This window comes from Oceanimonas aquatica (assembly GCF_030732065.1).
Classification (GTDB): domain Bacteria; phylum Pseudomonadota; class Gammaproteobacteria; order Enterobacterales; family Aeromonadaceae; genus Oceanimonas.
The window spans coordinates 43,293-58,005 of record NZ_JAVBHX010000011.1; the positions used below are offsets into that span (position 1 = coordinate 43,293).

The 14,713-nt window shown below is 60.7% G+C and carries 14 protein-coding genes; 3 read left to right on the forward strand and 11 right to left on the reverse strand.

Translation table 11 applies throughout. The features are described from left to right. Window positions 1–160: 160 nt before the first annotated feature. On the forward strand, window positions 161–1,420 hold the full coding sequence (locus Q9290_RS14625; RefSeq protein ID WP_306080390.1) for a urate hydroxylase PuuD: 1,260 nt from the start codon (window positions 161–163) through the stop codon (window positions 1,418–1,420). A gap of 217 nt (window positions 1,421–1,637) precedes the next feature. After that, window positions 1,638–2,390, forward strand: a complete 753-nt coding sequence (gene fabG / locus Q9290_RS14630) for a 3-oxoacyl-ACP reductase FabG (RefSeq protein ID WP_306080391.1) — start codon at window positions 1,638–1,640, stop codon at window positions 2,388–2,390. On the opposite strand, the gene Q9290_RS14635 is transcribed toward fabG, so the two are convergent. From Q9290_RS14635 to Q9290_RS14665, 7 genes are all read right to left on the reverse strand, one after another. Next, window positions 2,387–3,856, reverse strand: a complete 1,470-nt coding sequence (locus Q9290_RS14635; protein ID WP_306080392.1) for a PhnE/PtxC family ABC transporter permease — start codon at window positions 3,854–3,856, stop codon at window positions 2,387–2,389. The genes fabG and Q9290_RS14635 overlap by 4 nt on opposite strands. After that, entirely contained in the window at window positions 3,853–4,524 is a 672-nt protein-coding gene (locus Q9290_RS14640) for an ATP-binding cassette domain-containing protein (RefSeq protein WP_306080393.1), read from the reverse strand. Before Q9290_RS14640 ends, Q9290_RS14635 begins: the two co-directional genes overlap by 4 nt. Further along, window positions 4,524–5,396 (reverse strand): putative selenate ABC transporter substrate-binding protein, encoded by an 873-nt coding sequence (locus Q9290_RS14645; protein ID WP_306080394.1) that lies wholly within the window; start codon window positions 5,394–5,396, stop codon window positions 4,524–4,526. The genes Q9290_RS14640 and Q9290_RS14645 overlap by 1 nt, the downstream gene beginning before the upstream one ends. Before the next feature lie 56 nt (window positions 5,397–5,452). Next, window positions 5,453–5,782, reverse strand: a complete 330-nt coding sequence (locus Q9290_RS14650; RefSeq protein ID WP_306080395.1) for a branched-chain amino acid transporter permease — start codon at window positions 5,780–5,782, stop codon at window positions 5,453–5,455. Next, window positions 5,775–6,455, reverse strand: coding sequence for an AzlC family ABC transporter permease (locus Q9290_RS14655; RefSeq protein WP_306080396.1), 681 nt, complete (start codon window positions 6,453–6,455; stop codon window positions 5,775–5,777). Before Q9290_RS14655 ends, Q9290_RS14650 begins: the two co-directional genes overlap by 8 nt. 62 nt (window positions 6,456–6,517) lie before the next feature. Continuing rightward, entirely contained in the window at window positions 6,518–7,876 is a 1,359-nt protein-coding gene (locus Q9290_RS14660; RefSeq protein WP_306080397.1) for a heavy metal sensor histidine kinase, read from the reverse strand. Continuing rightward, window positions 7,873–8,544, reverse strand: coding sequence for a heavy metal response regulator transcription factor (locus Q9290_RS14665; protein ID WP_306080398.1), 672 nt, complete (start codon window positions 8,542–8,544; stop codon window positions 7,873–7,875). Before Q9290_RS14665 ends, Q9290_RS14660 begins: the two co-directional genes overlap by 4 nt. Window positions 8,545–8,739: 195 nt before the next feature. Here Q9290_RS14665 and uraH point away from each other — a divergent pair, with 195 nt between their 5' ends. After that, window positions 8,740–9,147, forward strand: coding sequence for a hydroxyisourate hydrolase (uraH, locus tag Q9290_RS14670; protein WP_306080399.1), 408 nt, complete (start codon window positions 8,740–8,742; stop codon window positions 9,145–9,147). 127 nt (window positions 9,148–9,274) lie between these two features. Here uraH and pntB read toward each other — a convergent pair whose 3' ends face one another. From pntB to Q9290_RS14690, 4 genes are all read right to left on the reverse strand, one after another. Beyond that, complete coding sequence (gene pntB, locus Q9290_RS14675; RefSeq protein WP_306080400.1) at window positions 9,275–10,651, reverse strand: Re/Si-specific NAD(P)(+) transhydrogenase subunit beta; 1,377 nt, start codon at window positions 10,649–10,651, stop codon at window positions 9,275–9,277. Between the two features lie 4 nt (window positions 10,652–10,655). Beyond that, window positions 10,656–12,182, reverse strand: coding sequence for a Re/Si-specific NAD(P)(+) transhydrogenase subunit alpha (locus Q9290_RS14680; RefSeq protein WP_306080401.1), 1,527 nt, complete (start codon window positions 12,180–12,182; stop codon window positions 10,656–10,658). A 421-nt stretch (window positions 12,183–12,603) separates the two neighbouring features. Further along, on the reverse strand, window positions 12,604–13,359 hold the full coding sequence (locus tag Q9290_RS14685) for a M90 family metallopeptidase (RefSeq protein ID WP_306080402.1): 756 nt from the start codon (window positions 13,357–13,359) through the stop codon (window positions 12,604–12,606). A gap of 4 nt (window positions 13,360–13,363) precedes the next feature. Beyond that, window positions 13,364–14,659 carry an NRAMP family divalent metal transporter gene (locus Q9290_RS14690; RefSeq protein ID WP_306080403.1) on the reverse strand — a complete coding sequence of 432 codons (1,296 nt, stop codon included), beginning with the start codon at window positions 14,657–14,659 and terminating at the stop codon, window positions 13,364–13,366. Window positions 14,660–14,713 lie beyond the last annotated feature (54 nt).

Genomic DNA, 14,713 nt, shown 5'->3' on the forward strand with positions numbered 1-14,713 from the left:
ATCACCTCACAAATTGTCAACAGTCTAATTTTTGAACTGTATACAGTTTGGAAGCACACGACAGCGCATGTGGTCTCAGCTCCCGCCCTTGGCAGGGCATCTGTTTCGATGCGCTTGGGTCTCAATCAATACAAAATGAAACAGAGAAGGTAAGACCATCATGGAAGCGTATCTGCTGGATTTTGGTAACCTGCTGCTCCGTTGGCTGCACGTCATTGCCGCCATCGCCTGGGTAGGGGAATCCATTTATTTCGTAATGCTCGACAACGGCCTGCGTCCGCCCAAGTCTGAAGAGTGCAAGAAGAAAGGCGTGTTCGGTGAAATGTGGGCCGTGCACGGCGGTGGTTTCTACCACAACCAGAAGTATGCAACCAGCCCCGAGCAGCTGCCCGAAGACCTGCACTGGTCTTTCTGGAAGTCTTACACCACCTGGCTGTCCGGTTTCGGTCTGTTCACCCTGCTGTACCTGACCAAGCCCAGCTTCTACCTGGTTAACCCCGGTTCTCCCTGGGAGTGGGCCGCCAACATGACCGGCTGGCAGGCCAACATCGCCGCCCTGGCATTCCTGCTGCTGGGCTGGATCGTGTATAACGAGCTGTGCAAGCGCATCAGCCCCAACATGGAAAACGACGGCATTCTGTCTGTGGCCGTTGCCGTGATGATGGTGGTTGTGGCTTACCTGAGCACCCACATCTTTGCCGGCCGTGCTGCCTTCCTGCTGACCGGTGCCGTGATGGCCACCGCCATGTCTGCCAACGTATTCTTCTGGATTATTCCCGGCCAGCGCCGCATGGTTGCCGCGATGAAAGCCGGTGAAACCCCGAACCCCATCGACGGCAAGCGCGGCAAGCAGCGTTCCGTACACAACACCTACTTCACCCTGCCGGTAGTGCTGCTGATGCTGAGCAACCACTACTCCTTCACCTACAGCCACGAACTGTCCTGGGTGATCATGACCCTGTTCATCTTCGCAGGTGCCCTGATCCGTCAGTACTTCGTACTGATGCACGCCGGTCACATCCGTCCGGGTTACCCGATTGCCGGTGTGGCCCTGATCCTGGTGGCCATCTGGGTGGGTGCGCCCAAGCCTGTAGCAGCTCCGGCTGCGACTGCGCCGGCTGCTTCCCAGTCCGAGACCGCTGCTGCCGGTGAAGCCGCTGCGCCTGCCGCTGCTACCGTGACCACCGCTCAGGTGCTGAACGTAATGGAAGCCCGCTGTGTGCAGTGTCACGCCGCCAACCCCACTCAGCCCGGCTTTGCCGCCGCGCCTCTGGGTGTGATGCTGGACTCCGAAGAGCACCTGCTGCTGCAGGTGGATCGGGTGAAGCAGGTTGTTGCCAACAAGTACATGCCGCTGGGTAACATCACCGGCATGACCGACGAAGAGCGCGCCCTGGTGGCCGCCTGGAACGGTCAGTAAGCAACACAGCCCACGCTGTTGAAAGAGCCCGCCTTGTGCGGGCTTTTTTGTGCCTGCCGCTCCAGCCATGGCCTCCCTACTCGCTTTGCACCGCAAAACAGGTATTAAAAATACCTTTAATTAAAAAGTATAAGACTCATTGTGCAGCGCAAAAAATAAGCTATCCTCTGTTCATGTATCAGCCTTCAATGAAACCTCTTTTTAAAAGGACTCCATCATGACCGGTACGTCTCGGGATATGCATAACAACATCTGTGTGGTCACCGGCGCCGCTCGCGGGCTGGGCCGTTGCATCAGCGAAACCCTGGCTCAGGCCGGGGCAGCCCGGGTGTATGCCTGCGACATCGACATGGCACCGGCCGATGCCTGGCTGAGCGAATATGACAATGTTACCGCCGTGCCCCTGGACGTGTGCGACAGCGAAGCGCTGAGCCGGCTCAGCGCCCGCATTCTGGCCGAACATGGCCGCCTTGACGTTCTGGTGAACAACGCCGGCATCACTCGCGACGCCCTGCTCGACAAGATGACCGAAGCCGACTGGGATCAAGTGCTGAATGTGAACCTTAAAGGGGTATTCCTGATGACCCAGGCCATGCTGCCGCTGATGAAGCTGAACCAAAGCGGCAGCATCGTCAGCATCTCCTCCATCGTGGGTACCGACGGCAACATCGGCCAGAGCAACTACGGCGCCAGCAAAGGCGGCGTGATCAGCATGACCAAAGGCTGGGCCAAGGAGCTGGCCCGGGGCGGCGCCCAGATCCGGGCAAACTGCATCGCGCCCGGCTTTATCAATACCGAAATGACCCAGGCGGTGCCGGAACGTGTACTGGAAAAAATGATCGCCCGCATTCCCCTCGGTCACCTCGGCGACCCCGCCGATATTGCCGAAGGGGTGCTGTTTCTGGCCAGCCAGCGCGCCCGCTACATTACCGGGCAGGTGCTGAAAATCGATGGCGGGCTGGTGCTTTAAAGCACCTCGGCACGACTGCCCAGGTGCAGCCGCTGGCGTAGGTGACGAGCGAGCACATCCACCAGCATATTCAGCCCGGCACACACCAGCAGCAGTGCCATGGCCCGGTCGAAACGAAACTCGCTGAACGCCGAGTCGATAAAAAACCCAAGAGTGGGAATGCCCAGCATGCCAAGAATGGCGGTTTCGCGAATGAGGTTCTCAAACCGGTACAGGCTGTAGGCCATAAAGGCGCGATACAGCCGGGGCAGCACCTCGAAAAAGTACAGGTTCAGGCCGTGAGGAGCATCCTCGCGCAGGCTCAGGGTATTGAGGTGATGGCCCAGCAGATGGGCAATAATGGCGCCGTTGTGCAATCCCAGCGCCAGCATGGCCGGCAGCATGCCCGGCCCCAGCAGCAGCATGCCCACAAAGGCCAGCAGGTATTCCGGCAGCGAGCGCATCAGCACCAGCCAGCCATGGCTGGCGCGACGGCTGACGCCGTTGCCGAAACGCCGGGAGATGGTCGGAAACCACAGCAACGCCAGCACGCCGGTGACCACCAATGACACCAGCGCCAGCACCAGGGTGTTGGCAAGCCCTGGCCCCACCTGTTGCTGCCACAGCGACCACCACCAGGGCCAGAGCCCGGCCCAGTCGCCACTGCGCAGGGGCGCGGGAATGATGTCCTCGGTAAAAAAACGGGCCATCAGCGCCCAGTTCAGACTGGCCACCGGCGGCAACCACCACAGCGCTGCCAGCAGGTAAAACGGCACCAGTCTGCCCCGCAACCACCAGCGCAGGGTAGCGATGATCAACACCAGGGCATAGAAAAAGGCGGCGGCCTCATCGTAGTAGCCCTGGCGCAACAGGGATTCCAGGTGATAACCCAGGGTCGGCAGACCGATAAAGCCCAGCACCGCCGAGCTGCGAATGCCGCACTCCAGCCGGTAACCGGTATAAGTGGCCATCTGCCGCCAGCACAGCGGCACTTGCAGATAGATGAGCCGGGTCAGCCGCCCAAAGCCCGCCGGCAATGCTTGTTCCGGGGCCGGATCCGCTTCTTCAAACAGTTCGCCGTAGATCTTGGCAAAGGTGCCCGCATAGGGCAGCGCAATGGCCAGCACCCCGGCCAGGGCCGAGAGCCCCAGCAGCTGCATAAACAGCAGCGCCCAGAACAGCTCGTGCACGGCCCGAAGTCCCGCCGCCAGCCGGCGCACCCAGGCCGAGCGATAACCACAGGCCAGGCCCAGGCCGAGCACAGCGCCCTGGGCCACCCCCTGCAGGGCAAAGGCCAGGGTATTGGCCAGCGCCGACAGCAACACGCTCGGCTCGGGCCAGGCCGGCAGCAGCAGGCCAGCACCGAGCCGACCCAGCTCGAACCAGGGATCCACGGCGGTAATGGAAAAATCCGCCCAGGGCAAACACAGCAGCGCCAGCGCCACAAACAGCAGGCTGGTACGGCCCATGGAAGCAGATGAGGTCATGAGGAGGAATAGAGCGCCCGTAACTGGGCCGCCGTCAGATCGCTACTGGGCGCATCCAGCACCAGCCGGCCTTGGCGCAGCCCCACGATGCGGGTGCAGTGAGTGAGCGCCTGCTCCACGTTATGCAGCGCCAGCACCACTGTCTGGTGGCGTTCGCACACCAGCCGGAGCAAGTCGGCGGCCTGACGCTCATCCAGTGCCGACACCGGCTCGTCACCGATAAATACCGGCTTTTGCTGATACAACGCCCGGGCCAGGCTGACCCGGCTCTGTTGCCCACCGGAGAGCTGGCCGGCGGCGCGCCAGAGCTGCCCGGAGAGCCCCAGCCGGCTGGCCAGCTCGGCGACCTCCCCTTTTGGCGTGGTCAGGGGCTTCACCAGATTAACCAGGTTGTACCAGAAAGGATGATGAGCCAGCCGGCCCATGTAGATGTTGTGAAAGGTGCTCAGCACCGGCACCAGGCCCGGCTGCTGCGGGCACCAGGCCACCTCCTGTGGCCGCAGCTCACGCAGCCGGCGCAGCAGGGTGCTTTTGCCGGTGCCCGACTCTCCTAGCAGGGCGATTTTGTCGCCCTGTTTCACGTCCAGGTTCAGCTCCTCGAGCACGGGCTTGCCGGCATAGCCGAGGCTGGCCTCATGAAACCGAAACAGGCTGACCGGCTCGCTCATTACTGCGCGGGATCCATGATGCCAATGGCCACGGCGGTGTCGCGAATGGGGGCATAGTCATCGTTGGTGGCGTCCACAAAACCGGAGCGGGGAAAGGCCGCCAGCAGCTCGGGATCGGTCATCTCCAGCAGCGCCTGCTTCACTTTTTCCTTGAAGCCGTCACCGAAGCGGGCGTTCACATCGCCGCGAATGCTCCACTGGTAATCGGGATACTCGGGGCTGGTCCAGATCACCTTGACCTTGTTTTGGTCTATGTTGCCTTTTTCCAGCTCGGCGTCCCACACTGCGTAGTTGACCGCGCCCACTTCATAGGCACCGGACTGCACCAGACTGATGGTACGGTTGTGATCGCCGGAGAAGCCCACCCGGGAGAACAGCTGCTCGGGGGCCTGCTCAAAATGCTGACGCAAAAAGAACTCGGGCATCAGCCGGCCGGAGGTGGAGCCCTTGTCACCAAAGGTAAAGCGCTTGCCGGCCAGCTCCGCAGGTAACTGCTCACTTTCAGTCAGGCCCGTGCTTTCATGGGCAATCAGATAACTGACGAAGGCAGTGTCTTCCGCGCCCTGAGCGATGGCCTCACTGCCGGGCACCAGTTCCCGGGCCTGCACCCCGGTCAGGCCGCCGAACCAGGCCAGTTGCACCTGATCGTTACGAAACGCGCTCACCGCCGCCGGGTAGCTCTTCACCGGAATGTACTTTACGTCCACTTCCAGCTTGTCGGCCAGGTAATCGGCAATTTTGCCAAAGCGCTCGGTCAGGCGGCGTTCGTCCTGATCAGGAATGGCGGTAAAGACAAAAGTCTCGGCCTGAGTCAGGCCGCTCAGGCACAGGGCCGCCATTCCCAGCAGGCGGGCAGGTACAGAAATGCTCATGTTTGGTTCCGTTTAAACAAGAAGGGCGGCAATTATAGCCGAAAACGGCGAAAGGATCAGAGCCCCAGCCAGCCGTTGACCAATGCCATGTACACCAGGGTGCCGGCCAGTATGCTGGTGAGCGCCTGGCGCCGCCACAGCTGCAGCCCGGCCACCACCGCCACGGCAATGATCTGGGCCTGGCCATCGGCGGGAGAGCTCCAGTGGTGCACGCCCATGGCATACAGGGTCAGCAGCACCATCATGGCCACCGGCAGCCGCCGGCCCAGCACCTGAATACGATGATGGTGAGCGATAACCCCCCGGGCCACGAAGGGAAAGGCGCGCAGGGCAAAGGTGACGCCGGCCATGATCAGTGCCGCCAGTAAATAATCGAGATCAGACATGGGCTGCCTTCTCCTTGGTGTTGCGCTCGGGCCAGGCCAGCAGAACTAGCACCAGCATGATGGAGGCCGCCAACAGGAAGTAATCACTTACCCACACACCAGCCACCACCGCGGCCGTCGCTCCCAGGGCCACCGCGCCCCAGTCTTTTTGGGCGCGAATTTGCTCCACCGCCAGCACGGTAAACAGGGCGGTCAGGGCAAAGTCGAGCCCTTGCAGACCGGGCGGCAGGCCCCGCGCCAGCACCATGCCAACCAGGGTGCCCAGCACCCAGTAGCTCTGGTTCAGCAACACCACCCAGAGCGCGGTTTCGCTGTCTTTTACTTTGCCCGAGGCACTGAGCAGGGAATAGGTTTCGTCGGTAATGCCAAAAATAAAGTAGTTGCGGCCAATCACGCTCCTGGGCAGCAAATGGTACAGCGACAGGCCATAAAACAGGTGGCGAAAGTTCACCAGCAGCGCCGCCACCGCCAGGTCAATCCAGCCGATGCCGGCGGCCAGCAGGCCCACCGCCAGATATTGCATGGCACCGGCGTACACCAGCACGCTCATCAGCGGTGCCCAGTACCAGGTGAGCCCGGCATCGACCCAGAGCACACCAAACACGGCCCCAAGAGGCAAATATCCCATCATCACCGGCAGCGTCAGCGACACCAGCCCGCGTTTGCTCGTCATTATTATTCTCCTCTCTTCAGCCTTGGGAAAATAAGGGATTAATGACTGTAGAGCAAGGCCGCTCAGGCCGGAAAACGCAGGGTAAAGGTGGTGCCGTCATCGTCGCTGTGTACGCTCACCTCGCCGCCGTGCAGTTGCATGATGGAGTCGACAATGGCCAGCCCCAGGCCACCGGTGTCACCACTGTTGGTACGGGAAGGATCGCAGCGGTAAAAGCGGTCAAACAGCTTTGACAAATGCGCTTCGGCGATGGCCGGGCCTTTGTTGTGTACTGTGATCGCCATGCCATTCTCGACCTGCTCACTGCCGATGGTGATGGGCTGGCCCGGCTCGCCATAACGCAGGGCGTTGGCCAGCAGGTTCGCCAGTGCCCGGCGCAGCAGCTCTTCATCGGCCTGCACTTGGCCCTCGGCCCGGTTCACCAGCGCCATGTTGGCCTCTTCCGCCATGCCTTCAAAGTAATCGCATAGCTGTTCAATCAGCGGCGTCAGAGTCACCGGAGCAAGCTGAATTTCGGCCTGAGGCTGCTCGGTGCGGGCCAGAAACAGCATGCTGTTGACCATGCGCGCCAGCCGCTGGTATTCCTCCAGGTGGGACGCCAGCAGGGTTTCGTATTCTTCCGTGCTGCGCGGCCGGCGCAGGCTGTGCTCGGTATGGCCCACCAGGTTGCTGAGCGGGGTACGAATTTCGTGGGCCAGATCTTCGGAAAACCGCGACAGCCGGCCAAAACCGTCTTCCAGCCGGGCCAGCATTTGGTTGAGACTGTCTCCCAGCTCCCGTAATTCGTCGGGCAACTGCCGCGTATTCAGCCGCCGGTGCAACTGCCTCACCTCAATGGCCCCGGCTTCACCCGCCAGCCGCCGTACCGGATACAGCCCGCGCCGGCTCACCAGCCAGCCCAGGGCAAAGGCCACCAGGGCGCCACCGGCCAGTGCCAGCAACAACCGCAGCCGATAGGTGGCCAGCATCTGCTCACGGGGCGCCAGCAACTTGCCCGCCACCAGCATCAGGCTGCGCCCTTCCAGCTCCAGCCGGCGCCAGGCCAGGCGGGCATTGCCCTCGGGGTTATAGCCCAGGCGGGTCTCTCCGGCCGAGAGGCCAACGGGCACCGCCAGTCCGGCCGGATTGACCGAGATCAGCACTTCACCGTCGAGGTTCAGTACCCACAGCAGGCTGTCTTCGTTGCCCAGCATGTTGGCGTAGAGAGTAGGCCGGTTGCGCAGCTCGCCAATGCTGTCGGTGCTGGAGAGCAGGGCCTGCATGTGTTCAAGGCGCCCCAGCAGACTTTGATCGTCCCGCCAGGCCAGCTCCCGCTCCAGGGAGAAATAAAGATAAAACCCCAGGCTGCCCAGCAGCAGGGCGCTGACCAGGGCGAACATCAGCGCCAGCCTGAGGCTTAATGACGACAACACCCGCTTCATTCCCGCACCTCACAGACATAGCCCATGCCGCGCACGGTATGAATGACCCTGGGCTCAAAACCGTCGTCAATTTTGGCCCGCAGCCGGCGAATGGCCACGTCCACCACATTGGTGTCGCTGTCAAAGTTCATGTGCCATACCTGAGAGGCAATATAGGTACGCGACAACACCTCCCCCTGATGGCTGAGCAGCAACTGCAGCAGGGTAAATTCCTTGTTGGTGAGATCAATGCGCCGTCCGTCCCGGCTGACCCGGCGCGCCAACGGGTCCAGCTGCAGATCCGCCAGCTGATAAAACAACGGCTCCGCCGGTTTGCCCCGGCGCAGCAACTTGCGGGCCCGGGCCAGCAGCTCGGCAAAGGAAAAGGGCTTCGCCAGGTAGTCGTCGGCGCCCTGCTCCAGGCCGCGCACCTTGTCTTCCACCGCGTCCCGAGCACTCAGGCAGATCACCGGGGTATCGCTTTTAGCGCGAATAAGTTGCAGCAGCTGCCAGCCGTCCAGCCCCGGCAGCATGATGTCGAGGATCACCAGATCAAAGGTGCTTTCTTCCAGCAGGTAACGCCCTTCCAGGCCGTCTTTGGCTACCTCCACCTGGTAACCGGATTCGGTAAAGCCCTTTCTCAGATAGTCTGCGGTTTTGGCTTCGTCTTCCACCACCAGAATACGCATGCTCGGCCTCGCTTGATGCAATGAACTGAACGCAAGTTTATCACCGATTCTGGCTGCTCCGGCTTGATGACGGTTTTGTAATAAAGCGGTAAGGGGTTTGCAAGGCGGACTCAGGCATGATGAGCCCATCTCGCCAAGCACGGCGAACACATTAACGGGTGAGGCTCTGCTCACTCACAACCACGGAGAATCGCCATGACTTTTAAACATGTTCTGGCCGGTGCCATGATGGCCGGCGTATCCACCCTGACTTTCGCCGCCGGCAACCCGCTGAGCGTGCACGTACTCAACCTGGAAAACGGCCTGCCCTCTCCCGATGTGAAGGTGGTTCTGGAGCAGAAGCAGGGTGACAACTGGGTGGAGCTGAACAGCGCCGTCACCAACGAGCAGGGCCGCATCACCGCCCTGTACCCGGAAGGTCAGGATCTGGAAAAAGGCACCTACAAGGTCACCTTTGAAACCGGTGCCTGGTTTGAACAGCACGACACCGAGACCTTCTTCCCCGAGATCCCGGTGATCTTCTCCGCCGACGGCAAGCTGGATCACTACCATGTGCCGCTACTGCTGAGCCCTTACGGCTTCTCCACTTACCGCGGCAACTAAGTCCACCGCTGTAATCACACCAAGTCCTGTGTATAAAAAAAGAGAGCCTCGGCTCTCTTTTTTTGTATTGGTGCAGCCAAAAACAAAAGGGGCGCCGAAGCGCCCCTTGAATGGCATGTAATGAGAATTACAGCGCACGCAGAATATTGTCCACGCTGTCCTTGGCGTCGCCAAACAGCATGACGCTGTTTTCGCGGAAGAACAGCGGGTTCTGCACACCAGCGTAACCGGTATTCATGGAGCGCTTGAACACCACCACCTGCTGAGCCTTCCACACTTCCAGCACCGGCATGCCGGCGATGGGGCTGGCCGGGTCTTCGGACGCCGCCGGGTTGACGGTGTCGTTGGCGCCGATCACCAGCACGGTGTCGGTGTCGTCGAAGTCATCGTTGATCTCGTCCATTTCCAGCACCACGTCATAGGGCACCTTGGCCTCCGCCAGCAGCACGTTCATGTGACCGGGCAGACGACCCGCTACCGGGTGAATGCCAAAGCGCACCTTGACGCCGGCCGCCCGCAGCTTGGAGACCAGCTCGGCCACTGGGTACTGAGCCTGAGCCACCGCCATGCCGTATCCGGGCGTGATGATCACGGAGCTGGAGCCCTTGAGCATCTCGGCCACGTCTTCGGCATTCACTTCGGTGTATTCACCTTCTTCTTCCTCACTGGAAGCCGCGGTGCCGTCGGAGCCAAAGCCGCCGGCGATCACCGAAATAAAGGAGCGGTTCATGGCCCGGCACATGATGTAGGACAGAATGGCACCCGAAGAGCCCACCAGGGCACCGGTCACGATCAGCAGATCGTTGGAGAGCATAAAGCCCGCCGCCGCGGCCGCCCAGCCCGAGTAGGAGTTGAGCATGGAGATCACCACCGGCATGTCGGCACCACCGATACTGGCCACCAGGTGCCAGCCAAAGGCCAGGGCGATCAGGGTCATCACCAGCAGCGGGAAGGTGGAGCCTTCCACCTGTACAAACCAGATCAGCAGAAAGGCCGAGACCACCACCGCCAGCAGATTGAGCTTGTGGCGATGGGGCAGGGTCAGCGGCTTGGACGACACCAGACCGCGCAGCTTGCCAAAGGCCACGATGGAGCCGGTAAAGGTCACCGCGCCGATAAACACGCCGAGGAAGATCTCGGTGTTGTGAATGTTGAGCATGGCGCCCGACAGGTCACCGTGATCCATGTAGGTGTTGTAGCCCACGAATACCGCGGCCAGACCCACGAAGCTGTGCAGAATGGCGATCAGCTCCGGCATTTCGGTCATTTCCACCTTGAGTGCAAAGCGAATACCGATGGCGGCACCGATGGCCATGGCCACGATGATCCAGCCCAGGCCAGTGACCTCGGGATTGAAAATGGTCGCCAGCAGGGCAATGGCCATGCCCGCCACGCCATACCAGTTACCGGCCTTGGCCGACTCCTGCTTGGACAGACCGGCCAGGCTCATGATAAAGAGCACGGCGGCCACGATATAAGATGCAGTTACTAGTCCTTGTGACATTTAATCAGCCCTTCCTAAACATCTTCAGCATGCGGTGTGTCACGGTAAAACCGCCAAACACGTTGATTGAGGCGATCAGCACCGCCACAAAGGCGAGAAAGCTGACAAAACCACCCGAGCCCACCTGGGACAGGGCGCCCACCACGATAATGCCGGAGATGGCATTGGTCACCGACATCAGCGGCGTGTGCAGAGAGTGAGACACATTCCAGATCACGTAGTAACCCACGATACAGGCCAGCACGAACACAGTGATGTGGGACAGAAACTCTGCCGGGGCCACCGCCGCTAGCCAGGCGAACAGCAGCACGCCGGCACCGCCCAGATAATATTTGAGGTTGCTCGGCTTTTTGGGGTGAGGCTCGGCGGCGGGCTGGGCCGCAGCCTTGGCCTTGGGCGCCGCCGATACGCTGATGGCGGGCGGCGGAAAGGTCACCTCATTGTCTTTGGTGACCGTCATGTTGCGCAGCACCACGTCGTCGAAGTCGACATTGATGTTGCCGTCCTTTTCCTTGCACAGCAGCTTGGCCAGGTTGACCAGGTTGGTGGCATACAGGGTGGAGGACTGGGTCGGCAGACGACCGTTGAGATCGGTGTAACCGATGATCTTGACGCCATTGTCGGAGACAAACAGCTCGCCCGGTTTGGTCAGCTCGCAGTTACCGCCGTTCTGGGCGGCCAGATCCACAATGACCGAGCCCGGGGCCATGGCGGCCACCATGTCGGCGGTGATCAGCTTGGGTGCCGGCTTGCCGGGGATCAACGCCGTGGTGACGATAATGTCCACTTCCTTGGCCTGCTCCATGAACAGGGCCATTTCGGCGTCGATAAAGGCCTGGCTCATTTCCTTGGCGTAGCCGTCGGAAGAGTCGCTTTCCTCTTCGTAGTCCAGCTCCAGGAACTCGGCGCCCATGGAATTGATCTGCTCCTTGACCTCGGGGCGAGTATCAAAGGCACGCACGATGGCACCCAGGGAGCCGGCGGCACCAATGGCGGCCAGACCGGCCACGCCGGCGCCGATCACCAGTACCTTGGCGGGCGGCACCTTGCCGGCGGCGGTGATCTGACCGGTAAAGAAGCGGCCAAATTCGTGCGCGGCTTCCACCACCGCACGGTAGCCGGCGATGTTGGCCATGGACGACAGCGCATCCAGGGACTGGGCGCGGGAAATGCGCGGCACCATGTCCATGGCGAGCACGGTCACGCCCTTGTTCTTGAGCTGTTCGACCAGCTCCGGGTTCTGGGCCGGCCAGATAAAGCTGACCAGGGTGGTCCCCGCCTGCAGCCGCTCAATTTCGTCGGCGGTGGGCGCGTTCACCTTGTAAATAATGGCGGCTTGCCAGATATCGTCGGCACTGGCCAACTGAGCGCCGGCGGCCTCATAGGCGGTGTCTTCAAAGCTGGCCTTGCTGCCCGCGCCCCGTTCGACGCTGACTTCAAACCCCAGTTTGCGCAGTTGCTCAACGGACTTGGGGGTGGCAGCCACCCGGGTCTCTCCGCTGAGCGTTTCCCTTGGAATTCCGATTAACATAGTTATTCCCTGATTCATGTTGGTATCGCACCGGATGCATTCGCGCCCGGTGTTCAGCAAGCTGTTCCTTCAACCGCTCGGCAGCCTTGCCTGTGTTGCGCCACAAAATGACGTTGTTTTACAACGGCGCGATTTCACCTACGCATATTCAATGATGCATTTTGTATTTTTAAGCATAATTGCATACAAAAAATCACTAAAACTTGCACAAAAAGTTTTACGTAAAGCTATAACGTAAGAAAAATACAGCGCGAACGTCAATATACTGGCTGAACCGAAAAAAGATAAATCGATCTTTCCTCGAGCCTCGATAGGCTCTGACTTTCAATCGCTAAGGTATCATTTATCCCATCCCGGCCCAGAGGTCATTTGTTGAACAGGATCACAGAAGGCAGGAAATGGGGGACAGGACGGGATCCGGTTAACTGGTGAATGGTTGCCGCGTCAGCGGATCCTGTTCAAAAAAGCGCGTCAGCTGGCAATACACCGCCGGATAGACGTCATGCAGCAAGCGGGGATCGGTAAAAAACAGCTCGGTCGTGACCGCCAGAAACTCCGCCGGATGGGTGGCGGCATAAGGGTCGATGGGGGCGTCATTACGCTCGGCACGCACCCTCTGCTCGTCAAAGGCGGCCTGAAAGTCACGGCGCCACTCGCTCATCTTCATGCCGGGGCGCATGGGCGGCACGCCGTCGGCCTCGCCCCCCAGCATGTCGAGCTTGTGGGTCAACTCGTGAATGATCAGGTTATAGCCGTCCCAGCCGCCGTCGCCGGCGAGTTCGCTCCTGGCCAGTACCAGTGGCCCCTGCTGCCAGGACTCGCCGGCGTGCACCGACTCCACCTCACTGACCAGACCAAACTCATCCTGCACCATGTCATGCCGGGTCACCGGCTCCGGGATCAGAATGATCTCGTGAAAGCCGGCATACCAGTCCAGCCCCAGGTGCAATATGGGCAGCACCGCCTGCAGCGCCAGTTTCGCCTGCTGCAGTGGCGTCAGGGCCACGCCGAGCTGAGTCAGGGTTTTGTGCGCCAGCAGCCCGGCACCCAGCTCACACAGGCGTTGCTGCTCGGATACGCTCAGGCCCTGCAGTATGGGTAACGCGGCCAGCGCTTGTGCCCAGGGCAGCGGCGAGCTCGGCTCGCGTTTGGGGCTTAACCAGTCAAACCAGCTCATGGCCTTATTTTACAAACAGATACCAGTAACCGAACAGCAGGTTGAAAACGGCAAAAAACAGAATGCCAATCCGGCTCAGGGCGACCATGCCTTTACCCAGCCGGTAGTGTTCCGGTACCTGGGGCAGCTGCATCAGCCGGAAGTTAAGCCAGGCAAACACCAAGGCACTGATAAAGGCGGAAATCATGGCAAACTCCAGCATCGCCAGCAGGGCCCCCTTGAAGAACATGATAATAAAGGCTGCCACCACGCCCATGGCCACCATCAGCGGATAGGTGTAACGGGCGCCGTGACCGGTGGGGCCGCTGCCCTGAGGCTGACCGAACTGCACCAGGCATTCGCTCAGCGCCCGGCTGTAACCGTCGAGCACGGTGACCGTGGTAGAGAACATGCACAGAAAGGCCACGATGGCGATCAGCCACCGGCTCCACTCCCCCATCACACTGGCATACACGTTCACCAACTGGTGGGCAAAAGCGATACCGGAGCTAGCCAGGGTTTCGCCGCTGCCGTGCAGCACCAGGGCGCCGAGGGCGACAAAGGCGATGGCCAGCAGGGTCGAGGTAAAGTAGCCCACGTTGAAGTCGACCAGGGCACCCTTGTAGTCCAGCTCGTCGCCCAGATCCTTTTGCTTTTGCCGCAGCCAGACGCTGCTCCAGGACGACAGTTCAATAGGCGCCGGCATCCAGCCCATCAGCGCCACCAGAAAGCCCACCGAGGCCAGGTTCCAGGGACTGGGGGCAACAAAATCCGGCGTCGCCACCCCGCCCCGGTTGAGGGCGATAAATACCGCAGTAACCGTGGCGATGGCCAGGCCGACGATAATCCACTTGGTGACCCGATCCAGGGTTTTGTAATGCCCGGTGATCAGAAAGGCCAGGGAGCCGGCCAGCACTATCATGCTGAGCTGGGTCACGTTCAGGCTGTCACCGATAAAGAGGCCCAGAATACTGCCACAGAGCATGGCCACCCCAGCGGTGCTGATCACTGACGAAAACAGGTTGAGCAGGGTAAACAGCCGCAGGTAACCCCGGCCAATGCGATCATATCCCTGGATCAGGCTCTCGTTGGCGGCCATGGTGTAGCGGGCGCCGATCTGAAAGAAGGGGTATTTGAGCAGGTTGACCAGCAGAATCAGGCCGACGAGCTGCCAGCCATAAATGGCGCCGGCCTTGGTGGAGGCCACCAGGTGAGAGCCGCCGATGGCCGCCGCCGCCCCCAGAATGCCCGGGCCCAGCACCCGCAGATAGTGACTTATGCTACGGGGTGCCTGTTTTGCCATTCCGGCTGTCTGAGACATATGCGGTTTCCTGCCTGTTTAGGTTGTCATTCCCAAAGAAAGACAGGTAAAAGG